Source organism: Ochrobactrum chromiisoli, assembly GCF_026241335.1.
Lineage (GTDB): Bacteria > Pseudomonadota > Alphaproteobacteria > Rhizobiales > Rhizobiaceae > Brucella > Brucella chromiisoli.
In genome coordinates this window covers 63,950-86,823 of record NZ_JAPHAV010000001.1, presented here as the reverse complement: position 1 = coordinate 86,823, position 22,874 = coordinate 63,950, and the positions used below count along the sequence as shown (strand labels likewise).

The window sequence follows — 22,874 nt, the reverse complement described above, 5'->3', positions numbered from 1 at the left end:
TTAAGCTTTAAGCCGCTTGCGGCTCTGTCTGACGGGTGAGGAGTTTTTCACCGTCATGCCCCGTCACAATTCGTTCGATAATTTCGCCAGCATTGCCCTGATCCACAGCGGCAAGCGTAAAGCCTTCCGTGCGGGCAATGCCTTCCTTCTCGATCAACAGGCGCTGCACAGTGCCATTGAGAGAAGCTAAGTGTTTTTGATATGCGCGGTCACCAACGGCACGCAAACGTGCGGCGCGATCTTTCACGATTTCGCGTCTGACCTGTGGCATGCGTGCAGCCGGTGTGCCTTCGCGTGCGCTATAGGGGAAGACGTGCAGATGTGTCAGGCCACATTCCTCAACGATTTTCATCGAGTTTGCGAACATCTCTTCTGTTTCGGTCGGGAAACCGGCAATGATGTCGGCACCGAACACGATGTCGGGGCGAAGTGCGCGTACATCTTCGCAGAAGCGGATGGAATCATCGCGTAAATGACGGCGCTTCATGCGCTTTAAAATCATGTCGTCGCCTGCCTGAAGCGACAGATGCAGATGCGGCATCAGGCGCTTTTCATTGGCGATTGCTTCCATCAGGTCTTCATCGGCCTCAATGGAATCGATGGATGAGAGACGCAGGCGCTGCAAATCCGGCACTTGATTGAGAACGGTTTTGACCAGTTTTCCAAGACGCAGGCTACCCGGCAGATCGGGACCGTAAGAGGTCATGTCCACGCCCGTTAGAACGACTTCCCGATAGCCGTTATCGACAAGGCGTTTGACCTGATCGACCACGCCGCCCATTGGCACCGAACGCGAATTGCCGCGCCCATAAGGAATGATGCAGAAGGTGCAGCGATGATCGCAGCCATTCTGCACCTGCACGAAAGCGCGCGCGCGGCCTTCAATGGCATCGACCATATGGCTTGCGGTTTCGCGCACTTCCATAATGTCGTTGACGCGCACTTTTTCGAACTGGTTCACGCCGAAATCGGGCAGCATGCGATAGGAATTGGCCTTTAGCTTTTCCTCATTACCCAGAATGAGGTCGACTTCGTCCATGGCCTCAAATTTTGCCGATTCCGTTTGCGCGGCACAGCCCGTCACAATGATGCGAGCCTCCGGGTTGTCGCGCCGGGCTTTGCGAATGGCCTGACGCGCCTGACGGACGGCTTCTGCCGTGACCGCACAGGTGTTGAAGATGATCGCGCCGTCTTTGAGTTCACCAAGACCGGCATTATCCGCTTCGCGCTTCATCACCTCGGATTCATAGGTGTTGAGGCGGCATCCAAAGGTTATGACTTCCACGGCCATCAGGCAGCTCCCCGGTCTTGATTGGGGGCGTAGTCCCATTCGCCGGTTACAGGATCAAATGTGCCATCAAACTCCCACTCGGCAGGCCCGGTCATCATGACGTGATCATCGTCGCGCCATTCGATTTTGAGTGGGCCGCCGGGGACATTCACGGTGACATTGCGTTCGGTGCGTCCCGTGCGTGCGCCTGAGACGGCAGCAGCGCAGGCGGCAGAACCACAGGCAAGGGTGAGGCCCGCGCCACGTTCCCATGTGCGCAGGTTCATGCTGTCGCGCGATGTGATTTGGGCGATGGAAATATTGGCGCGTTGCGGGAAGACCGGGGCATGTTCCAGTCCGGGACCATATTTATCCAGTGCATAGGACCAGACATCGTTTTCAACCCAGAAGATCGCGTGCGGATTGCCCATGGATGCGATCGACGGCGCTTGCAGAACAGGCGCATCAGCAGGGCCAGCAGACAGGTCGATGGCGCTTGTGTCTTCAACTGCATGGGCGAGGGGGATTTCCTTCCAGCCGAAATGCGGCTTGCCCATATCGACGGTAATCAGCCCATCTTCGTGCTCATTGGCGGTCAGGATGCCAGCCAGTGTCTGGAACGTATAATCCTGCTTGCCGCTTTCTTTGGAAAGCCATTGCACAACGCAGCGCGTACCATTGCCGCAAGCCTGCGCCTGCGTGCCATCGCAATTGATGATCTCGATATAATGATCGGTGCCGGGCGTTTTGGGATCATGAATGGCCATGATTTGATCAAACGCGGTTGCCTCATCTGCGGCCAAACGGATAGCAGCAGTCGCAGCAATATGATCGCTGCGTCCGCGCATATCAGCAACAATGATCTTGTTGCCCAATCCGTTCATCTTGGCGAAGATGGCCTTGCTCATTGCTGGTTCGTGGTCCCGTTCGTTTAGAAAGGCTCTATATGGCGGAAAAGCCCACAAATTGCCAGTACCGGTGCACGATTGGCTTCAGCTCTGTCTGATTGCTGAACTTGTGGATCGCTATTTGCGCAAAAACTGTGTCCTTCCTGCGCCATTTTGAAAATTTCTAAGCACTTTCAAGCCTTCCTGATCCTGTTTTGACGAAATTCGCACAAGACTACAGTTGATTTTTTAACCATATCGCCATTTTATCGGTGCAATAATGTTTTAGGTCGAGCTTTCAAACTCGATCCTGCAAGGGGCACTCCCCCACTTGTTGGCCCCACCAAGACCAGGAATTGGAGAACCAGATGGGAATTTCAAAAGCAAGTTTGCTCAGCATTGCTGCGGCGGGCGCTATTCTGGCCGGTTGCCAAAGCTCCCGGGTCGGAGGTTTTGACAATAATGCATCGCCGCCGCCACCAGCACCGCTGCGCTCTGCTCCCGTCAGTTCTGTGCAGTCCGGCAATTTGAACGCGCCGACATCGTTTCCGACGGCGCCGACGACTGACACTTCAATGCCTGCCGCAGGCACGCAGGTTGCAAGTCTGCCGCCCGAATCGGCACCTGATCTGACGCCGGGCAAGGTTGCTGGCGTGTGGAATGCTTCCCTTGCCGGTCAGAACTGCAAGATCGCAACCCCGCAGACCAAATATGGTCAGGGTTTCCGCGCTGGCCCATTGCGCTGCCCCGGTGAACTTGGAAGCCTCGCTTCATGGGCGGTCAATGGCAAGCAGCTTTCGCTCTATGATGCGAATGGCGGCACGGTCGCAACGCTTTATTCTTCCGGTCCGAGCCGATTTGACGGCCAGACCACAAGCGGTCAGGCCGTTTCGCTGTCGCGCTGATAAAGCAACTGCGTTAAAGACAGGCGGAGCAGTCGCAAGACGCTCCGCCTTTTCTGCAATTGAGTGGTGGGACAGACAATCATGTCTTTCGACGGTAATCTGAAGGCGTTCCCCTCGGTTCGCGAGCATTATGACGCGCTGGTCAAAGCGGGGGAAGTCGAGGCCGATCCCGCGCAGCTTGAACTGACTGCACGCTATGACCGGCTGATCGAGGAAGTTTGCAGCAAACGCCTGTCGCGCAAATCGAGTGCGCTGGGCTGGCTGTTTGGCAAGCGCAAAGAGATTGCCACCGTCAAAGGCCTTTATGTCCATGGCGAGGTTGGGCGTGGCAAGACCATGCTGATGGATATGTTCTTCCAGCTTTTGCCGGTCGAACGCAAACGCCGCGCGCATTTCAATGATTTCATGGCCGATGTCCATGAGCGTATCAATGCGCATCGTCAGGCCTTGAAGCGTGGCGAAACCAAGCAGGAAGACTCGATTCCGCCGGTTGCAGAAGCTTTGGCGCAACAGGCTTGGGTGCTTTGCTTTGACGAATTTACTGTGACCGATATTGCGGATGCGATGATCTTGTCGCGCCTGTTCAGCGCTTTGTTTGCGCGCGGCGTGGTGCTGATTGCGACGTCCAACGTGGCACCCGACAATCTTTATCGCGATGGGCTGAACCGTCAGCTGTTCCTGCCCTTTGTCGATATTCTCAAGCAGCATGTCGATGTGATCAATCTCGATTCGCGCACCGATTACCGGCTGGAAAAGCTCGACCGTCAGCCGGTTTATCTGACACCGCTTAATTCCGAGACGAGCAAACGGATGGAGGCTGCGTGGACAGCGCTGAAGGCTGGTCGGCAAGAAAAGCCGGATGTGATCCACATCAAGGGGCGCGATATTTCCGTGCGCCGTGCAGTGCCGGGGGCAGCACGCTTCAGCTTTGATGAACTGTGCGCGCAGCCGCTTGCAGCCAATGATTATATCGCTATCGTCACGCGCTATTCGACATTGTTTATTGATGATGTGCCGATGCTTGACTATTCGCGCCGCAATGAAGCCAAGCGCTTTATTTTGCTCATCGACGTGCTTTATGATCATCATGCGCGGCTTTTCATCTCTGCCGAAGCGCAGCCTGAAAAGCTCTATGAGGCTAAGCAGGGCGTGGAAGCCTTTGAGTTTGACCGTACAGCCTCGCGCCTTTTTGAAATGCAGAGCGCAGAATATCTCGACAGTTTTTCAGAAAGAGCTCAAGGCTGAGACAGCTTCGCCGTCTTTGCGCCCTATCATCGAATTGACAAAGACTCGACTTATAGAAAGTTCGGGCTATGTTGCTTTGCAAAAAGGGCAGAATGCGGGAGGAGCGGTGCTCCTTCAGCAAGCTCTTTAAGACGATCACCTGCGGCCCGGCTGGTGCATCTTTCAAGATGCGAAACAGCCGGACGATAGAGTCGAGTTGCCTTCATTTTGTCAAAATATCTTACGTTTACGTAAGAACATATAAATCTAACCGATTGAAAACATTAGTCGCAAAATAATGAGTTGAGTTTTTTTGCAAAGAGTCCTATCGAACCCTCGCAGCGCAGACGCGTTTTCCGGGAGGAAACCGGATAGCTTCATGCGTTTCTGGATCAAACTTGAGGAAAGAAACAATCATGGCACGCAACAAGATTGCCCTCATCGGCTCCGGCATGATCGGCGGCACGCTCGCTCATCTTGCTGGCCTGAAGGAACTCGGCGACGTCGTCCTTTTCGATATTGCGGAAGGCACTCCGCAGGGTAAGGGACTGGATATTGCAGAATCTTCACCCGTTGACGGTTTTGATGCGAAGTTCACCGGTGCAAACGACTATGCCGCAATTGAAGGCGCAGACGTTGTCATCGTTACCGCAGGCGTGCCGCGTAAGCCGGGCATGAGCCGCGACGATCTTCTGGGTATCAACCTGAAGGTCATGGAACAGGTCGGCGCAGGCATCAAGAAATATGCGCCTGAAGCTTTCGTCATCTGCATCACCAACCCGCTTGATGCGATGGTCTGGGCTTTGCAGAAGTTCTCCGGCCTGCCAGCGCACAAAGTTGTCGGCATGGCTGGCGTTCTCGACAGCGCCCGTTTCCGCTACTTCCTGTCGGAAGAATTCAACGTGTCTGTCGAAGATGTCACTGCATTCGTGCTTGGTGGCCACGGCGACTCAATGGTTCCGCTCGCTCGTTATTCGACCGTTGCCGGTATTCCGCTGCCAGATCTCGTCAAGATGGGCTGGACCACACAGGAAAAGCTCGACAAGATCATTCAGCGCACCCGCGATGGCGGCGCAGAAATCGTCGGTCTGCTCAAGACCGGTTCTGCTTTCTACGCGCCTGCTTCGTCGGCAATCGCGATGGCTGAATCCTACCTCAAGGACAAGAAGCGGGTTCTGCCTGTCGCAGCACAGCTTTCCGGTCAGTATGGCGTGAACGACATGTATGTCGGCGTTCCAACCGTGATTGGTGCCAATGGCGTTGAACGCATTATCGAGATCGATCTTGATAAGGGCGAAAAGGCTGAGTTCGAAAAGTCGGTCGCATCTGTTGCCGGTCTTTGCGAAGCTTGCATCGGCATTGCTCCGTCACTGAAATAAGTTCCAGACAAGGCCGGGTTGCTCTTGGGCGCGCCCGGCCTTTTCCGGCTGTCAATCCGTACCGGCTCTGTTGAAAGGGTCGGGAATCCGCAGAGGACAACCAGATGAATATTCACGAATACCAGGCCAAGCGCCTGCTCCACACTTACGGCGCACCGATCGCCAATGGTGTGGCTGTTTATTCCGTCGAACAGGCGGAAGAATGGGCAAAGACGCTTCCCGGCCCGCTTTATGTCGTCAAGAGCCAGATCCATGCTGGTGGACGCGGCAAGGGCAAGTTCAAGGAACTCGGCCCTGATGCCAAGGGCGGCGTGCGCCTCGCAAAGTCTGTCGAGGAAGTGGTTGCCAATGCAAAGGAAATGCTCGGCAACACGCTCGTCACCAAGCAGACCGGCGAAGCTGGCAAGCAGGTCAACCGTCTTTACATCGAAGATGGTGCAGATATTGAGCGCGAGCTTTATCTCTCGATCCTCATCGACCGCACCGTTGGCCGTCCTGCTTTCGTCGTTTCGACCGAAGGCGGCATGGATATCGAAGCTGTTGCGGAAGAAACCCCTGAAAAGATCATCACGGTTGCCATCGATCCTGCCAAGGGCGTGACCGATGCAGACGCCAACAAGCTCGCCGATGCGTTAGAGCTTAAAGGCGAAGCCCGTGAAGACGGCCTCAAGCTGTTCCCGATCCTCTACAAGGCCTTCACCGAGAAGGACATGAGCCTTCTGGAAATCAACCCGCTGATCGTCATGACCAATGGTCGCGTGCGCGTTCTCGATGCCAAGGTATCGTTCGACGGCAATGCACTGTTCCGTCATCCTGACATTCAGGAACTGCGCGATCTGTCGGAAGAAGACGAAAAGGAAATCGAAGCTTCCAAGCACGATCTCGCTTACGTTGCTCTTGATGGCAATATCGGCTGCATGGTCAATGGTGCAGGCCTTGCCATGGCAACCATGGATATCATCAAGCTCTATGGTGCTGAACCGGCTAACTTCCTCGACGTTGGCGGCGGCGCTTCCAAGGAAAAGGTCACGGCTGCGTTCAAGATCATCACCGCTGATCCGGCTGTTCAGGGCATTCTGGTCAACATCTTCGGTGGCATCATGAAGTGCGACGTGATCGCTGAAGGCGTGATTGCTGCCGTCAAGGAAGTCGGCCTCAAGGTTCCTCTGGTTGTCCGTCTTGAAGGCACCAATGTCGAGCTTGGCAAGAAGATCATCAACGAGAGCGGCCTGAATGTTATTTCAGCTGACGATCTCGACGATGCGGCGCAGAAAATCGTCGCTGCAGTGAAGGGGAATTAAGGCATGTCCATTCTCGTTAACAAGGACACCAAGGTTCTCGTACAGGGCCTGACCGGCAAGACCGGTACTTTCCACACCGAACAGGCGCTTGCTTATTACGGCACGCAGATGGTCGGCGGTATTCACCCGAAAAAGGGTGGCGAAACCTGGGAAGGTTCGAAAGGCGAAAAGCTTCCGATCTTCGCAACTGTTGCAGAAGCCAAGGAACGCACAGGTGCAGACGCATCGGTGATCTACGTTCCGCCAGCAGGTGCGGCGGACGCAATCATCGAAGCGATTGACGCTGAAGTTCCGTTCATCGTCTGCATCACCGAAGGCATTCCGGTCATGGACATGGTTCGCGTCAAGGAGCGTCTGGAACGCTCAAAGTCGCGCCTGCTCGGACCAAACTGCCCGGGCATCCTGACCCCAGAAGAATGCAAGATCGGCATTATGCCGGGCAATATCTTCAAGAAGGGTTCTGTGGGTGTTGTTTCCCGCTCCGGCACACTTACCTATGAAGCAGTGTTTCAGACTTCGAACGAAGGTCTCGGCCAGACCACGGCTGTTGGTATCGGCGGCGACCCGGTCAAGGGCACCGAGTTCATCGACGTGCTGGAAATGTTCCTGGCCGACGACGAAACCAAGTCGATTGTCATGATCGGTGAAATCGGCGGTTCGGCTGAAGAAGAAGCTGCGCAGTTCCTGAAGGACGAAGCCAAGCGCGGTCGAAGCAAGCCAATGGTTGGCTTTATCGCTGGCCGTACCGCTCCTGCCGGACGCACCATGGGCCATGCGGGTGCTGTGATCTCCGGTGGCAAGGGCGGCGCAGAAGACAAGATTGCAGCCATGGAATCGGCTGGCATTCGCGTGTCTCCTTCGCCAGCACAGCTGGGCAAGACGCTGGTTGAAGTCCTTAAGGGCTAAGATTGCGCATTGTCGATTGAAATGCCCCGGCAGTGGCGAAAGCTGCTGCCGGGTTTCATACAGATACCGGGGCGGCCGGTTAAGAGAATGTCAGGCTTTGGCCATCATTCTTCCGCATGAATCAAGTTTGTGATCGAGTTATGCCGGGGTCTGTTGTGGTTCCTCCCCGGCGGCGTGAGGGATGAAGGTCAAAAGCTTCCGGCCCGCGCATGATGAGCTACTACAAGGAGACGGAGCGGAGGCTCCGGATTAGGTTATGGCAAGGCAAGAACAAGCCAACGACGTTTTCGCCCTTACCTCATTCCTCTATGGCGGCAATGCCGACTATATTGAGGAGCTGTATGCCAAGTACGAGGATGATCCCACATCGGTTGATCCCGAGTGGCGTGAGTTCTTCGCACAGCTGAAAGATGATGCCGACGATGTGCGTAAAAACGCGCAGGGCGCAAGCTGGACGCGCAAGAACTGGCCCATTCCGGCCAATGGCGAGCTGATCTCGGCGCTTGACGGCAACTGGGCCAGTGTCGAAAAGCATGTGACCGACAAGCTGAAGGACAAGGCCAAGGCTGACGCCAAGAGTGCCGCTGCAGCATTGACCGCCGAAGAGATTGCACAGGCTGCACGTGATAGCGTTCGCGCCATCATGATGATCCGCGCCTATCGTATGCGCGGCCACCTCCATGCCAATCTTGATCCGCTTGGTCTTGCTGAAAAGCCAAACGACTTTAGCGAACTTGATCCGGCAACCTATGGCTTCACACCTGCCGATTATGATCGCAAGATTTTCATCGACAATGTTCTGGGTCTTGAATATGCGACCGTGCCGCAGATGCTTGAAATCCTCAAGCGCACCTATTGCGGCAATATCGGCGTCGAATTCATGCACATCTCTGATCCGGTTGAAAAGGCTTGGATTCAGGAACGCATCGAAGGCCCGGATAAAGGCTATGCCTTCACCGCTGAAGGCAAGAAGGCCATTCTGTCGAAGCTGATCGAAGCTGAAGGCTTTGAGCAGTTCATCGATGTGAAGTATAAGGGCACCAAGCGTTTCGGTCTTGATGGCGGTGAATCGCTGATCCCGGCGCTCGAACAGATCGTCAAGCGTGGCGGGCAGATGGGCCTCAAGGAAGTCGTGCTTGGCATGGCGCACCGTGGTCGTCTGAACGTGCTGTCTCAGGTTATGGGCAAGCCGCACCGCGCAATCTTCCACGAGTTCAAGGGCGGCTCTTATGCGCCTGACGATGTGGAAGGTTCGGGTGACGTGAAGTACCATCTTGGTGCTTCCTCGGACCGCGAGTTTGATGGCAACAAGGTTCACCTTTCGCTGACTGCAAACCCGTCGCATCTCGAAATCGTCAATCCAGTTGTCATGGGCAAGGCACGCGCCAAGCAGGATCTGCTTGTTGGCCGCACCCGCGATGACATGGTGCCATTGACGGAACGCGCCAAGGTTCTGCCGCTGCTTCTGCATGGCGATGCTGCTTTTGCCGGTCAGGGTGTGGTTGCTGAGTGCCTTGGTCTTTCAGGTCTGCGCGGTCACCGTGTCGGCGGTACGCTGCATTTCATCATCAACAACCAGATTGGCTTCACCACCAATCCGGGCTTCTCGCGCTCTTCGCCTTATCCGTCGGATGTGGCCAAGATGATTGAAGCACCGATTTTCCACGTCAATGGCGATGATCCGGAAGCGGTTGTTTTTGCAGCCAAGGTTGCGATGGAATTCCGCATGATCTTCCACAAGCCGGTGGTCATTGACATGTTCTGTTACCGCCGCTTTGGTCACAATGAAGGTGACGAACCATCCTTCACGCAGCCGTTGATGTATAAGGAAATCCGCGCGCACAAGACAACTGTTCAGCTTTACAGTGAAAAGCTGATTGCTGAAGGTTTGCTGGTACAGGCTGACGTCGACAAGATGAAGGCTGACTGGCGCGAAAAGCTTGAGCAGGAATTCGAAGCTGGCCAGAGCTACAAGCCGAACAAGGCTGATTGGTTCGATGGTGCCTGGAGTGGTCTGCGCACGGCTGACAATGCCGATGAGCAGCGTCGTGGCAAGACCGGTGTTCCAATCAAGACGCTGAAAGAAATCGGCAAGAAGCTTGTTGAAGTGCCAAAGGACTTTCATGTCCACCGCACCATCCAGCGCTTCCTTGATAACCGTGCCAAGATGGTTGAGACGGGCGAAGGCATTGATTGGGCAACGGCTGAATCGCTTGCTTTCGGTTCGCTTGTTTCGGAGGGCCATCCGATCCGTCTGTCGGGTCAGGATGTTGAACGCGGTACCTTCTCGCAGCGTCATACGGTTCTTTACGATCAGGAAAACCAGAACCGCTACATTCCGCTGAACAATGTTCAGAAGGGTCAGGCGATCTACGAAGCCATCAACTCGATGCTTTCGGAAGAAGCCGTGCTCGGTTACGAATATGGTTATTCGCTGTCCGATCCACGTGCGCTGGTGCTCTGGGAAGCCCAGTTCGGCGATTTCGCAAATGGTGCGCAGGTTGTCTTCGACCAGTTCATCTCGTCGGGTGAACGCAAGTGGCTGCGTATGTCGGGTCTCGTCTGCCTTCTGCCGCATGGCTATGAAGGTCAGGGTCCAGAGCATTCGTCAGCGCGTCTTGAGCGTTATCTCCAGCTTTGCGCTGAGGATAACATGCAGGTTGCCAATGTTACCACGCCGGCTAACTACTTCCACATTCTGCGCCGTCAGATGAAGCGTGACTTCCGCAAGCCGCTTATCATGATGACGCCGAAGTCGCTGCTGCGCCACAAGCGTGCTGTTTCAAGCCTGAACGAATTGTCGGGTGATTCGTCATTCCACCGTCTGCTTTGGGATGATGCACAGTACAACAAGGGCGATGAAGGCATTAAGCTTCAGAAGGATGCAAAGATCCGTCGCGTCGTTCTGTGCTCGGGCAAGGTCTATTATGATCTTTACGAAGAGCGCGAAAAGCGTGGCATTGACGATGTCTATCTTCTGCGCGTCGAACAGCTGTATCCGTTCCCGGCCAAGGCACTCATCAATGAGCTGTCGCGCTTCCGTCAGGCAGAAATTGTCTGGTGTCAGGAAGAGCCGAAGAACATGGGTGCGTGGTCGTTCATCGATCCGTATCTGGAATGGGTTTTAGCGCATATCGATGCCAAGCATCAGCGCGTTCGCTATACCGGTCGTCCGGCAGCGGCATCGCCTGCAACGGGCCTGATGTCGAAGCATCTTGAACAGCTGGCCGCATTCCTTGAGGATGCACTCGGCAATTAATTTAACTTTCGGCCGGAAGCAGTTTGAAAAAAGCTGCTTCCGCTTGAATTGAAGTCAAATCTAACGATTGAAGATCAACGGAAGAAGAAACCATGGCTACCGAAATTCGCGTTCCCACGCTTGGGGAGTCCGTTACTGAGGCAACCATCGGAAAGTGGTTCAAGAAAGTCGGCGATGCTGTTGCTGTCGATGAACCTCTGGTGGAACTGGAAACCGACAAGGTAACAGTGGAAGTTCCAGCTGCGGCTGCGGGCGTACTGGCCGAAATCGTGGCACAGGAAGGCGACACGGTTGAAGTGAACGCACTGCTCGGCCAGATTTCCGGTGCGGGTGCTGCACCTGCTCCGAAGAAGGAAGAAGCCAAGCCAGCTGCAGCTGCTGCTCCGGTTGCGGCCCCTGTTGCGTCGGCATCGTCGGGCCCGGCAATGCAGCCAGCCCCCGCCGCTTCAAAGCTCCTCACTGAAAAAGGCCTTTCGGCTGATCAGGTTGAAGGTTCGGGCAAGCGCGGTCAGGTTCTCAAGGGCGATGTTCTTGACGCGATCGCCAAGGGTGTTTCGACTGCTCCTGCGGCAGCCGCTCCTGTTGCAGCGCGTCCGGCTTCGTCGGCTGATGATGCACCACGCGAAGAACGCGTGAAGATGACCCGTCTGCGCCAGACCATTGCCAAGCGCCTCAAGGATGCGCAGAATACCGCTGCGATGCTGACGACTTACAACGAAGTCGATATGTCGGCAGTGATGGAACTGCGTTCGCGCTATAAGGATATTTTTGAGAAGAAGCATGGCGTGAAGCTCGGCTTCATGGGCTTCTTCACGAAGGCTGTGACGCATGCGCTCAAAGAAATTCCGGCTGTTAATGCCGAGATCGACGGCACCGATATCATCTACAAGAACTTTGCGCATGTCGGCATGGCCGTCGGCACCGACAAGGGTCTTGTTGTTCCTGTTATCCGCGACGCTGATCAGCTTTCGATCGCAGGCGTTGAAAAGGAACTGGGTCGTCTTGCGAAAGCGGCACGCGACGGTTCTTTGTCGATGGCCGACATGCAGGGCGGCACATTCACCATCACCAATGGTGGTGTTTACGGCTCGCTGATGTCTTCGCCGATCCTCAATTCGCCGCAGTCGGGTATTCTTGGCATGCACAAGATCCAGGAACGTCCGGTTGTTGTTGGCGGCCAGATCGTCATCCGTCCGATGATGTATCTTGCACTCTCCTACGATCACCGCATCGTTGACGGCAAGGAAGCCGTGACCTTCCTTGTTCGCGTCAAGGAAAGCCTGGAAGATCCGGAGCGTCTGGTTCTTGATCTTTAATCGGAGACAGTGATGGAGCCGGGCATGTTTTCATCGTCGCCTTTTCTTCCGCTGATTGGCTGGAGTGTGGTTCTGCTGGTGGTTCACATCCTCTTGCAGGGCTTTACGGCGACGAGGGAACTCGGCTCCCAATGGAATGCAGGTCCGCGCGATGAAGGGCGCAAGCCCTCCGGTCATCTGGCCGGTCGTGCGGACCGTGCGTCTGCCAATTTCCGCGAGACCTATCCTGCATTTGTTGCGCTCGCTCTTGCACTTGTGTTCAAAGGGGAGGCGGCAGGTTTCGGGCTTTATGGTGCATGGATCTGGTTTATCTGCCGCATTATCTATGTGCCGCTTTATCTTGCGGGCATTCCCTATATCCGCTCGCTTGTCTGGATCGGTTCGCTGGCCGGGCTTGCGTGCATGTTTTTCAATCTGGTTTTTTGATGGTTGCCTGCATCTCTTGATGCGGCGGCGAAGGAAAAGCGATGCATCCCTATCTGTTTGAACTTGCATCCCTGATGGCGATTTTTGCCTTTGCTATCGTTTCGCCGGGCGCTGATTTGGCTATGGTTATCCGCCAGTCGCTGATGCATGGACGTCGTGAGGCCATCATCACCAGTTTCGGCATTGGTGCGGCCTTAATGATGCATGTCACCTATACGGTGCTTGGTCTCGGGCTGATTATTTCCAAGTCGATCTATCTGTTTAATATCGTGAAATGGTGCGGTGTGGCCTATCTGGTCTATATCGGCATCAAGGCACTGCGCGCTGGTACGACGAAGATCGATATCGACATGCGAGAGCAGGACAAGCAACGCAAGCAGAGCGCGCTCAAGGCTTTCAGCCTTGGTTTTGCCGCCAATGCGCTTAACCCCAAGGCGGTGTTTTTCTTTCTGTCGATTTTCTCGACCGTCGTCAGTCTTCATACACCGACAGAAGTCAAGCTTGGCTACGGCGTTGTGATGGCCACAGCATTGATTTCGTGGTTTATCGGTGTCAGCCTCTTTATGACAACGCCGAAGATGCGCGCGGTTTTTTCGCGTGCTTCAAAGTGGATCGACAGAACGAGTGGCGTTGTTTTCATTGCGCTTGGTCTGAAACTTGCTGCTGAAAAGGCGCATTAAAGCTGCCGGATGAACGAGGAGAACCGACAGATGCCTGATGTTAAGAAGCTCTTCAAAGTGGTGGCAGCATCTGCGCTCGCCGTTACGGTTTTCTCAAGTGCTGTTCAGGCCGCTTGCACGCAGAACCGTGCAGTGTATCGTGACCGGGGTGATGCTTACACGCTCACGTTTCATGAGGGGCAGTCGAACGCGCTCAAGATGAATCCGGCCCCCACCAATGAATTCACGATTACCGCCGATGACAAGCCGGAGTTCAAGCTTTCCGGTCTGGTGATCTGGCCGGAAGAGGGCGTTGCACGTCCGTATGCGCTCATTACCTATAACTGCAAGAACGGTGGCACTGACCCTGAAGACCTTGATGATTGCAGTCTCTGGCAGAGTGTTATCTATGCGCTGAAAGAAGGTGCGGAAGCCGATGTGTTGCCCAAGGCCGATGAGCCGGCAGCGCAGGCCATTCTGTTTCCCGATCTGGCAACAGCGCTCGACGGATATGATTTTGGTGCAGCGAAGCCTGAAAAGCCGCTTCAGTTCGAGACGTTTCGTTTCAAGGCCTGCACCCCTGAAGAATGACCGGATTTCCGGTTTTGTAACAGTTTAAGGGCCGTAACGGCCATTCTGGATCAGACTGAAGAAGGATAGTTTAATGTCATACGATGTGGTTGTCATCGGTACCGGCCCCGGCGGTTATGTTGCTGCAATCAAGGCCGCACAGCTTGGCCTTTCGGTGGCGGTGATCGAAAAGCGCAAGACCTTTGGCGGCACGTGTCTCAACGTTGGCTGCATTCCTTCCAAGGCGTTGTTGCACGCATCGGAAGTGTTTGCGGAAGCCGGACATTCTTTTGATACGCTGGGTGTTGAAGTCGGTACGCCGAAGCTCAATCTTGAAAAGATGATGGCGCACAAGGATGCGACGGTGAAGTCGAATACGTCGGGCGTCGAATTCCTGTTCAAAAAGAACAAGATCACGCCATTCATCGGCACTGGCAAGATCGTTGCCAAGGGCAAGGTTTCCGTGACGGCCGAAGATGGCAGCGTTCAGGAAATCGAAGCCAAGAACATCATTATCGCAACTGGTTCGGACGTTGCTGGCATTCCCGGTGTCAAGGTGGACATCGATGAGAAGGTCATCCTGTCTTCAACGGGGGCAATCGCGCTCGACAAGGTTCCGGGTCATCTGGTTGTCGTTGGCGGCGGCGTGATCGGTCTGGAGCTTGGTTCCGTCTGGTCCCGTCTTGGTGCGAAAGTGACGGTTGTCGAATATCTCGACAAGGTTCTGGGCGCGATGGACGGCGAAGTGTCCAAGCAGTTCCAGCGTCTTCTTGAAAAGCAGGGCATTGTTTTCAAGCTTGGCGCAAAGGTGACGGGCGTTGAAAAGGCTGGTAAGGGCGCAAAAGTGACCTTTGAACCAGTCAAGGGCGGCGATGCGGAAACACTCGAAGCCGATGCCGTTCTGATTTCGACGGGCCGCCGTCCTTATACCGATGGTCTTGGTCTTGCTGAAGCAGGCGTCAATGTCGATGATCGCGGTCGTGTGGCAATCGATGATCATTGGCGCACCAATGTCGAGGGCATTTATGCCATCGGTGACGTGGTTCAGGGCCCAATGCTCGCACATAAGGCCGAAGACGAAGGCATTGCCGTTGCGGAAATCATCGCCGGTCAGGCGGGACATGTAAACTTCGACGTTATTCCAAGCGTTGTTTATACGCAGCCGGAAGTCGCCTCCGTTGGCAAGACCGAGGAAGAGCTGAAAGCCGCAGGTATCGAATACAAGATCGGCAAATTCCCGTTCACGGCCAATGGTCGCGCACGCGCCATGCAGCACACGGATGGCTTTGTGAAGATCCTCGCCGACAAGGCAACGGATCGCGTTCTTGGCGCCCATATCCTCGGCTATAATGCCGGCGAAATGATCCACGAGCTGGCTGTTCTGATGGAGTTTGGTGGTTCGTCCGAAGATCTCGCACGCACCTGCCACGCGCATCCAACCATGTCGGAAGCCGTTCGTGAATCGGCGCTGGCAACCTTTGCCAAACCAATCCATATGTAATTATTGGTTCAAACCGATATGAAGAAAGGCCTGCTCGCGCAGGCCTTTTTTGTCAGTTTTGTGCCGGTGGGGCAGGCGGTGCCGCCGGTTGCGCTGATTGTTCCGAAACAGCGTAGTCAGGCGCGGGGATGCGCGTTGTCATACACTTCGAGAAGGCGCGCGGTATCGACGCCGGTATAGACCTGTGTTGTTGAAAGGCTCGCATGACCGAGCAGCTCCTGAATGGTGCGCAGATCGCCGCCACGGCCAAGCAGATGCGTGGCAAAGGAATGGCGCAGGGCATGCGGGGTTGCGGTATCGGGAAGGCCGAGGCCGGCACGCAGTTTCTGCATCTCGCGTTGAATAATGGCGGCATGAAGCTGTCCGCCCTTGGCACCGCGGAACAAAGCTTTGTCGGGCGAAAGATCAAACGGGCAAAGCGCTCTGTATTGCGCCACGGCGCGATGCACCGCTGGCAACAGTGGCACCATGCGGGACTTGCCGCCTTTACCGGTGATGGTGATCGAAAGCACGGATGGGTCGTTTAGCGCATCACCTGCAAGGCTTAAAGCTTCTGAAATGCGCAGGCCGCACCCATAGAGCAGTGTGAGAACGGCAGCATTGCGCGCTGCAATCCACGGCTCTTCCGCCATCTGGCCATCGGCAGCAACAACGCGGCGCGCATCTTCTGCGGTGAGTGGCTTTGGCAGCGACTTTGGCTGGCGCGGTGCGCGTATGGCACCTGCACCGGCTGCATTGATCAGGCCGCGCCGTTCCAGATGCCGCAACAGCGAGCGAACGCCTGCGAGACCGCGGCCAAGCGTGCGCGCGCCTGCACCATTGTTGCGGCGATTGGCAAGATAGGAGCGCAAATCCGCGATACGCAGATTGCCGATGTCTTTGATCGACGGCGGCTCGCCCAGATGCCCGGTCATGAATTGCAGAAACTGGCGTGTGTCGCGCTCATAGGCTTCAAGGGTGTTTTCCGAAAGACGGCGCATGTCTTTGAGTGATTTCAGCCATTCCTCGCGTGCCGCCGCAAGGTCGGCGCGGGCTGGGATAAGGAATTCGGCTTTGCTGGTCATGATCGGGATTCGCTCTTGGCGTTGTTGTCGGTGCAGTGTGACAGCGATAGGTTGCCGGGCAGTAAATATTGCTTTTCGCTCTTTTCCTTGGCGTTCTTGCGAGAAATTGGGTATGCGATTAGCAATTGTATCTAATCACGGAAATATTCATGCCTCGTCCCGAGAACCCAATCCAGCTTGCCGTCATCGGAGCCGCGCATGGCATACGTGGCGAAGTCCGGGTCAAGACATTTACCGATGATCCGCTGGCTATTGCTGATTACGGCCATCTCTATGATGCGCAGGGCAAGGCCTATGAGGTGCTGGAAGCCCGTGCGGCAAAGACAGTGGTTGTTGTTCGCTTCAAGGGCGTCAATGATCGCAATGCTGCCGAAGCGCTCAACGGCACCGAGCTTTTCATCGACCGCTCACAATTGCACGATGATGAACTTGATGAAGATGAGTTTTTCCAGACGGATTTGATCGGGCTTGAAGCCGTTGATGCGAACGGTCAATCCTATGGGGTTGTGAGTGCCCTTTTCGATTTTGGTGGCGGCGATCTGATTGAGCTCAGTCTCAAAGGCAAACGTCCAATGCTGATCCCGTTTACGGAAGCAGCGGTGCCGGAAATCGATTTTGACAAGGGGACTATAACGGTCGAGCCTTATGCTGCGGGACTGATTGCCGAGGATGATGAGGCAGCGCTTCGCGAATATACCAAGCAGCAAAACGACCAGAAGCGACCAAAGAAATCATGAGCGCGCTTTCTGATACGGATAAAGCGCGACCGGGATTTCATGCTTCGGTGCTGACGCTTTATCCTGAAATGTTTCCGGGGCCGCTTGGCATTTCGCTTGCTGGCAAGGCGCTTTCTGAAAGCACGTGGTTGCTTGATACAGTGCAGATTCGCGATTTTGCTGAAGGCAAGCACCGCATGGTGGATGACACGCCATCGGGTGGTGGTGCGGGCATGGTGATGAAACCGGACGTGGTGGCGCGCGCGCTCGATTCGGTTGCTGATGATCGCCCGATGCTGCTGATGAGTCCGCGCGGTGCGCCGCTCACACAAAAGCGCGTGCGTGAACTGGCTGACGGTCCGGGCGCGATTATTCTGTGTGGCCGTTTTGAAGGTGTCGATGAGCGGGTGATCGAAGGACGCGCGCTCGAAGAGATTTCGATCGGCGATTATATTCTGTCGGGTGGCGAGACTGCGGCCATCGTTTTGCTGGATGCGATTGTGCGGCTTTTGCCTGGCGTGATGGGCAACCGGGAATCGGGCGAGACGGAAAGCTTTGAAACCGGGCTTCTGGAACATCCGCATTATACCCGCCCGCAGATTTGGGAGGATCGCTCGATCCCTGAAATTCTCACCTCCGGCAATCATGGTGCGATTGATAAATGGCGCCATGCTGAGGCTGAACGCATTACAGAAGAACGGCGTCCTGATCTTTGGGAAGCCTATCGCAAGGGCAAGCGCTCATGAACCTGATCCAGCGGCTTGAAAGCCTTTCTCTGGCGCTGTTGGCGCTTGGCGCATATTGGGTGATGGGCGCAAACTGGTGGCTGTTTGCGATTCTCGTCCTTGCACCGGATCTATCGTTCTTTGCTTATCTTAAAGGACCACGCACGGGCGCTGTCGTCTATAATATCGCGCATAGCTGGATTGGCGTTGTGCTTGTGGCCGTGCTTGGCTGGGTTATGAGCTGGCCAGTTTGCCTTTTGATTGCGCTTATCTGGGCTGTTCATATTGGCGTGGATCGTGCGCTTGGCTTCGGCCTTAAATACGGAACCGGTTTTCAGGATACGCATCTTGGCCGTATTGGCGGAAAATAGCGATTTCGTTGCGCTGATATTGATTCATTGACAGCAATGGTGTATTGCCGCGCCAGTTGGGCAAAAGCCCGACATCTTTAAACCAATAAATGGTGTACCGCTCCTGCCTGATTTTTCGGGCATAACCACAGGGCCAAAGATGCTTGGTGGTGAGTGCAGAGCGCTCTGGCTGTTTGAGAAGAATTCAGAAGGAAGAGACGATGAATATCATTCGTCAGCTTGAAGCCGAACAGGCAGCCAAGATCGAAGAAAAGCGCAAGCTTCCAGATTTCCAGCCAGGTGACAGCGTTCGCGTTCAGGTGCGCGTTACCGAAGGTACACGTACCCGTGTGCAGGCCTATGAAGGCGTTTGCATTGCCCGTTCCGGCGCTGGCATCAACGAAAACTTCACCGTTCGTAAGATTTCTTACGGCGAAGGCGTTGAGCGCGTATTCCCGGTTTATTCGCCAATCGTAGAAGGTGTTGAAGTTGTTCGCCGCGGTAAGGTCCGTCGCGCGAAGCTTTACTACCTCCGTGGCCTCACCGGTAAGGCTGCACGTATTGCTGAAAAGAAAGACAACCGCTCCAAGGCAGAACGCGAAGCCGACAAGATCGCTGCTGCCAAGGCAGAAGCTGCAAAGACTGCTGCTGAATAAGCCAGTTGTGCAAGAATCTGAAAAGGGCGGCCTTTGGGTCGCCTTTTTTATTTGCAAAAGCCAAAAGGCTGCGTAACATATTGCACAATTTCGCCTACATTGCGCAAGATTGTTACTGCGACACCCTGTTGCGGTTTGTGTTTCTTGACGAAATGCGGTGGCGGGTGCATATGACAGCCAATTAAGAACTATTCAAAGGAACTCTCGCAATGAGCGCGCCGCGTACACTTTATGACAAGATCTGGGACGACCATGTGGTGGATCAGCAGGACGATGGTACCTGCCTCCTTTATATTGATCGCCATCTTGTGCATGAAGTGACAAGCCCACAGGCTTTCGAAGGCCTGCGCATGACGGGCCGCAAGGTGCGCCATCCAGAGCGTACACTGGCTGTTGTCGATCATAATGTTCCAACATCGCCAGATCGTATCAACGGCATCAAGAATGAAGAAAGCCGCATTCAGGTTGAGGCTCTTGCCAAGAATGCCGCTGATTTTGGCGTTGAATATTATTCCGAGCGTGATCGTCGTCAGGGCGTGGTGCATATCGTTGGTCCAGAGCAGGGCTTTACGCTGCCGGGCATGACGATTGTGTGCGGTGACAGCCATACATCGACGCATGGTGCATTTGGTTCGCTGGCGCATGGTATCGGCACATCGGAAGTCGAACATGTTCTGGCAACGCAGACGCTGATCCAGAAAAAAGCCAAGAACATGCTGGTGCGTGTTGAGGGTGAACTGGCTCCGGGCGTTACTGCCAAGGACATCACGCTTGCCATCATCGGCGAAATCGGCACCGCAGGTGGCACCGGCTACGTGATCGAATATGCAGGCAGCGCCATTCGCTCGCTGTCGATGGAAGGTCGTATGACCGTCTGCAACATGTCGATTGAAGGTGGTGCGCGCGCCGGTCTTATTGCGCCGGATGAAACCACATTTGAATATATCAAAGACAAGCCGCGTGCGCCCAAGGGCGAAGAGCTTGAGCAGGCGATCCGGTATTGGAAGACGCTCAATTCGGATGAAGGGGCGCATTTCGACAAGATCGTCGAGCTTGATGCTGCCAAGATTTCGCCGGTTGTATCCTGGGGCTCATCGCCGGAAGATGTGGTCTTCGTCACCGGTATCGTTCCCAACCCGGACGAGATCAAGGACGAAACCAAGCGTGCATCCAAGTGGCGTGCGCTTGACTATATGGGCCTGAAGCCCGGCACCAAGATGACGGACATCGCCATTGACCGCGTTTTCATCGGATCTTGCACGAACGGACGTATTGAGGATTTGCGCGATGCAGCCCGTATGGTCGAAGGCAAGAAGGTTGCGGCAAGCGTGAACGCCATGATCGTTCCGGGTTCGGGCCTTGTGAAGGAGCAGGCGGAAGCCGAAGGTCTCGACAAGATTTTTATCGAAGCGGGTTTTGACTGGCGCGAGCCGGGCTGTTCGATGTGCCTTGCCATGAATGATGACCGTCTGAAGCCGGGTGAGCGTTGCGCTTCGACGTCAAACCGTAACTTTGAAGGCCGTCAGGGCTTCAAGGGTCGCACGCATCTCGTTTCGCCCGCCATGGCAGCCGCTGCAGCGATTGCCGGTCATTTCGTGGACATTCGCGACTGGAACTGATGGTCGTAAAAGATGATTGAGAAAACCGCCGGAGTGATCCGGCGGTTTTTTTGTTTCGTAAACAACGTATTATTTGCATTTCTAAATTAGATGCTTTTTTAGCGGTTTTGGTCTAATATGGCATTCAATGAATGGTGCGGGGTATGGTCTTCTCGCGCCACCAGATATATGCAGGGATGGACGGATGGATGGTGCTGAGTTCATACTGCTTATAAATACGACGGTTTCGGGTCTGTTTGCTCTCACCTTTTTCGGTATCGCTGCCTATGCCCGTGATAACGCTGCCGCCCCCGTGTTTGGGCTCGGCTTTGTTTTTGCGATGCTGTACTTTCTCACTGAGATCCTCATCTCCTTCCTCCCCAGCCAGAAATTCGCTTACATGCTCAGTTTTGGCATGTATTTCATAACGCTTTCCTGTCTGGTTGTCGGTCTTGCCCGCATGTATGGTCTTCCTGTGCCGTGGGTGCGGCTGGGGCTTCTCTTTGCCGGTTCGCTGGTCATGATCTTTGCGATTTACGATATCGCCCGCAGTCAGATGCTTGGCCGTATTCTTTATCAGTTGCCGTATTTTCTGATCCTCGTGCTGGCTGCGTGGATCGTTTTGCGCAGCCGCACGAGCGTTCATTCCCGCAGCAAGCCCTTTGGCAGGTCGTGGGGGGCATTGGATGGCATGATGGCGGCGCTCTTTATGGTGAGCGCCCTTCATTTTCTGATTAAACCGGTTCTCGCCACTATGGTCGGCGGTGTTGGTGCTTCGCCTGATGATTATATGCATACCAATTATGCGCTGCTGGTTCAGTCGATCGGTGCCGGGCTTTCGGTTGCCGGTGGTTTGCTGCTTCTGCTCAGTCTGATGGGGGAGCTGATTTCCGATGTGACGCTGCGTTCGGAGACGGATCAGCTTTCCGGACTTCTCAACCGGCGCGGTTTTGAGTTCCGCGCCGAAGCGGCGATCGAAAAATCCAAGCGCATGCGACAGGCACTTTCGCTCATTATCTGCGATATTGATTACTTCAAGTCGATCAACGATACCCATGGACACGCTTTGGGCGACAGGGTGATTGCAGCTTTTGCTGATGAATTGCGTCGTGCGGCGGCGGCGAAGGATGGCATTGCCGCACGGATGGGCGGCGAGGAATTCGCTGTTCTGTTGCCCGGCCATACCATCCAGTCGGCATGGCGTTTTGCTGAACGCGTGCGGCTGGCCTGTGCCGATATAACGCTTTCCGGTCCTTCGGGCGATGTGGGTTTCGCGGTGAGTTTTGGCGTGACGGAAATGGAGTTCGACGATGTCTTTGCCGATGTCTTTAAGCGGGCTGATGGCGCGCTCTATGAAGCCAAGAAGAATGGCCGCAATTGCGTTCGCACGGCACTTCCGATGATGCTTGACGATAATGTGGTCGAGCTTCGTGGTGCTGCCAAAGGTCGTTGAGCACTTCCAATGCTTCAATCAAACAGGAAATGCTCTGGCTCATCTGATTTTGTGCGCGCCGTGCTTTACCTTTGGTCGGGCTGGCGTCTACAATCGTTGAGCTCCGTGATGCTGGGCTGTGTTTCGAGAGAGAGTTCTTATGACCAATGATCATTCCGTCGATATCGGGCTGCTTCATCTGCGGGACGCGCATGAGTTTGCGCCTCTGCTTGCGAGTTATGCACAAGCGTTGAAGCGCGGGGCACCACGTCGCCCGGATGAGTTTTACGCCGAGCAGCTTTTGCAGGATCGTGCCACAGAAATTCTCGGCGCACGCGTGGATGGCAATCTGGTTGGCTTTGTGATTTTTTATGATCTTCCTGAACCTATTTCCGGCCTGCGCGCCGGCCAGGTTGACCATATTTATGTGCATCATGATCATCGCGGTAAGGGTATCGCCAAAGCGTTTATTGATCTGCTTGCCGACAAGGCGGAAGAGCGCAGCTGGTCGAAGCTTATGCTCAATGCGCCGCGTGTTCCTGAAGATGGCCGCAAGTTATATGAGCAGATTGCCGCCGCTGCCGACTGGTCCAGCTATGTGATTCGCTTTGGCAACTAAGCTGCGTCCGCAAAAGTAGATGAAATTACACATGTTTTTGTGAAACATCGACTTCAATCGTTTGAATTCAGGAATCACGCGAATGTGTCGTTGAGGTGCGACCAATTGTTA

General features: G+C 54.9%; 21 protein-coding genes. 18 read left to right on the top strand and 3 right to left on the bottom strand.

Features of this window, described 5'->3' with window-relative positions; genetic code table 11:
• Positions 1 to 7 precede the first annotated feature (7 nt).
• Both mtaB and dapF read right to left on the bottom strand, forming a co-directional pair.
• Complete coding sequence (gene mtaB, locus OPR82_RS00445; RefSeq protein WP_265982384.1) at positions 8 to 1,291, bottom strand: tRNA (N(6)-L-threonylcarbamoyladenosine(37)-C(2))-methylthiotransferase MtaB; 1,284 nt, start codon at positions 1,289 to 1,291, stop codon at positions 8 to 10.
• Positions 1,291 to 2,178 carry a diaminopimelate epimerase gene (dapF, locus tag OPR82_RS00440; protein ID WP_265982383.1) on the bottom strand — a complete coding sequence of 296 codons (888 nt, stop codon included), beginning with the start codon at positions 2,176 to 2,178 and terminating at the stop codon, positions 1,291 to 1,293. The genes mtaB and dapF overlap by 1 nt, the downstream gene beginning before the upstream one ends.
• A 347-nt stretch (positions 2,179 to 2,525) precedes the next feature.
• Here dapF and OPR82_RS00435 point away from each other — a divergent pair, with 347 nt between their 5' ends.
• The 11 genes from OPR82_RS00435 (at position 2,526) to lpdA (ending at position 15,603) form a co-directional block, all read left to right on the top strand.
• A complete protein-coding gene (locus OPR82_RS00435; protein ID WP_265982382.1) occupies positions 2,526 to 3,062 on the top strand; it encodes a protease inhibitor Inh/omp19 family protein in 537 nt (178 codons plus the stop codon).
• Between the two features lie 81 nt (positions 3,063 to 3,143).
• Positions 3,144 to 4,307, top strand: coding sequence for a cell division protein ZapE (gene zapE, locus OPR82_RS00430; RefSeq protein ID WP_265982381.1), 1,164 nt, complete (start codon positions 3,144 to 3,146; stop codon positions 4,305 to 4,307).
• A gap of 395 nt (positions 4,308 to 4,702) precedes the next feature.
• The gene (mdh, locus tag OPR82_RS00425; protein ID WP_265982380.1) at positions 4,703 to 5,665 is read left to right on the top strand and encodes a malate dehydrogenase; all 963 of its coding nucleotides are present in this window, start codon (positions 4,703 to 4,705) and stop codon (positions 5,663 to 5,665) included.
• A 104-nt stretch (positions 5,666 to 5,769) separates the two neighbouring features.
• A complete protein-coding gene (sucC, locus tag OPR82_RS00420; RefSeq protein WP_265982379.1) occupies positions 5,770 to 6,966 on the top strand; it encodes an ADP-forming succinate--CoA ligase subunit beta in 1,197 nt (398 codons plus the stop codon).
• A gap of 3 nt (positions 6,967 to 6,969) precedes the next feature.
• On the top strand, positions 6,970 to 7,872 hold the full coding sequence (sucD, locus tag OPR82_RS00415; protein WP_265982378.1) for a succinate--CoA ligase subunit alpha: 903 nt from the start codon (positions 6,970 to 6,972) through the stop codon (positions 7,870 to 7,872).
• Positions 7,873 to 8,128: 256 nt separating this feature from the next.
• The gene (locus tag OPR82_RS00410) at positions 8,129 to 11,131 is read left to right on the top strand and encodes a 2-oxoglutarate dehydrogenase E1 component (protein ID WP_265982377.1); all 3,003 of its coding nucleotides are present in this window, start codon (positions 8,129 to 8,131) and stop codon (positions 11,129 to 11,131) included.
• Between the two features lie 92 nt (positions 11,132 to 11,223).
• The gene (odhB, locus tag OPR82_RS00405; RefSeq protein ID WP_265982376.1) at positions 11,224 to 12,447 is read left to right on the top strand and encodes a 2-oxoglutarate dehydrogenase complex dihydrolipoyllysine-residue succinyltransferase; all 1,224 of its coding nucleotides are present in this window, start codon (positions 11,224 to 11,226) and stop codon (positions 12,445 to 12,447) included.
• Between the two features lie 12 nt (positions 12,448 to 12,459).
• The gene (locus tag OPR82_RS00400; RefSeq protein WP_265982375.1) at positions 12,460 to 12,873 is read left to right on the top strand and encodes an MAPEG family protein; all 414 of its coding nucleotides are present in this window, start codon (positions 12,460 to 12,462) and stop codon (positions 12,871 to 12,873) included.
• A gap of 41 nt (positions 12,874 to 12,914) precedes the next feature.
• Positions 12,915 to 13,553, top strand: coding sequence for a LysE family translocator (locus OPR82_RS00395; protein WP_265982374.1), 639 nt, complete (start codon positions 12,915 to 12,917; stop codon positions 13,551 to 13,553).
• 30 nt (positions 13,554 to 13,583) lie between these two features.
• Entirely contained in the window at positions 13,584 to 14,123 is a 540-nt protein-coding gene (locus OPR82_RS00390) for a hypothetical protein (protein ID WP_265982373.1), read from the top strand.
• Between the two features lie 73 nt (positions 14,124 to 14,196).
• A complete protein-coding gene (lpdA, locus tag OPR82_RS00385; RefSeq protein ID WP_265982372.1) occupies positions 14,197 to 15,603 on the top strand; it encodes a dihydrolipoyl dehydrogenase in 1,407 nt (468 codons plus the stop codon).
• A 116-nt stretch (positions 15,604 to 15,719) separates the two neighbouring features.
• Here the strand turns inward: lpdA and OPR82_RS00380 are convergent, their stop codons facing one another.
• Positions 15,720 to 16,667 carry a tyrosine recombinase XerC gene (locus OPR82_RS00380; protein ID WP_265982371.1) on the bottom strand — a complete coding sequence of 316 codons (948 nt, stop codon included), beginning with the start codon at positions 16,665 to 16,667 and terminating at the stop codon, positions 15,720 to 15,722.
• Positions 16,668 to 16,816: 149 nt separating this feature from the next.
• Between OPR82_RS00380 and rimM the strand changes: the two genes are divergently transcribed.
• The 7 genes from rimM to OPR82_RS00345 all read left to right on the top strand — a co-directional run bounded on the left by rimM (position 16,817) and on the right by OPR82_RS00345 (position 22,763).
• Positions 16,817 to 17,404, top strand: coding sequence for a ribosome maturation factor RimM (rimM, locus tag OPR82_RS00375; protein WP_265982370.1), 588 nt, complete (start codon positions 16,817 to 16,819; stop codon positions 17,402 to 17,404).
• Complete coding sequence (gene trmD, locus OPR82_RS00370) at positions 17,401 to 18,129, top strand: tRNA (guanosine(37)-N1)-methyltransferase TrmD (protein ID WP_265982369.1); 729 nt, start codon at positions 17,401 to 17,403, stop codon at positions 18,127 to 18,129. The genes rimM and trmD overlap by 4 nt, the downstream gene beginning before the upstream one ends.
• Positions 18,126 to 18,479: a DUF4260 domain-containing protein gene (locus tag OPR82_RS00365; RefSeq protein ID WP_265982368.1), complete on the top strand. Its 354-nt coding sequence runs from the start codon at positions 18,126 to 18,128 to the stop codon at positions 18,477 to 18,479. The genes trmD and OPR82_RS00365 overlap by 4 nt, the downstream gene beginning before the upstream one ends.
• A 200-nt stretch (positions 18,480 to 18,679) precedes the next feature.
• Positions 18,680 to 19,114 (top strand): 50S ribosomal protein L19, encoded by a 435-nt coding sequence (rplS, locus tag OPR82_RS00360; RefSeq protein WP_265982367.1) that lies wholly within the window; start codon positions 18,680 to 18,682, stop codon positions 19,112 to 19,114.
• 209 nt (positions 19,115 to 19,323) lie between these two features.
• Positions 19,324 to 20,733: a 3-isopropylmalate dehydratase large subunit gene (gene leuC / locus OPR82_RS00355; RefSeq protein ID WP_265982366.1), complete on the top strand. Its 1,410-nt coding sequence runs from the start codon at positions 19,324 to 19,326 to the stop codon at positions 20,731 to 20,733.
• Positions 20,734 to 20,917: 184 nt separating this feature from the next.
• The gene (locus OPR82_RS00350; protein WP_265982365.1) at positions 20,918 to 22,165 is read left to right on the top strand and encodes a GGDEF domain-containing protein; all 1,248 of its coding nucleotides are present in this window, start codon (positions 20,918 to 20,920) and stop codon (positions 22,163 to 22,165) included.
• A 139-nt stretch (positions 22,166 to 22,304) separates the two neighbouring features.
• A complete protein-coding gene (locus OPR82_RS00345; RefSeq protein ID WP_265982364.1) occupies positions 22,305 to 22,763 on the top strand; it encodes a GNAT family N-acetyltransferase in 459 nt (152 codons plus the stop codon).
• Positions 22,764 to 22,874 lie beyond the last annotated feature (111 nt).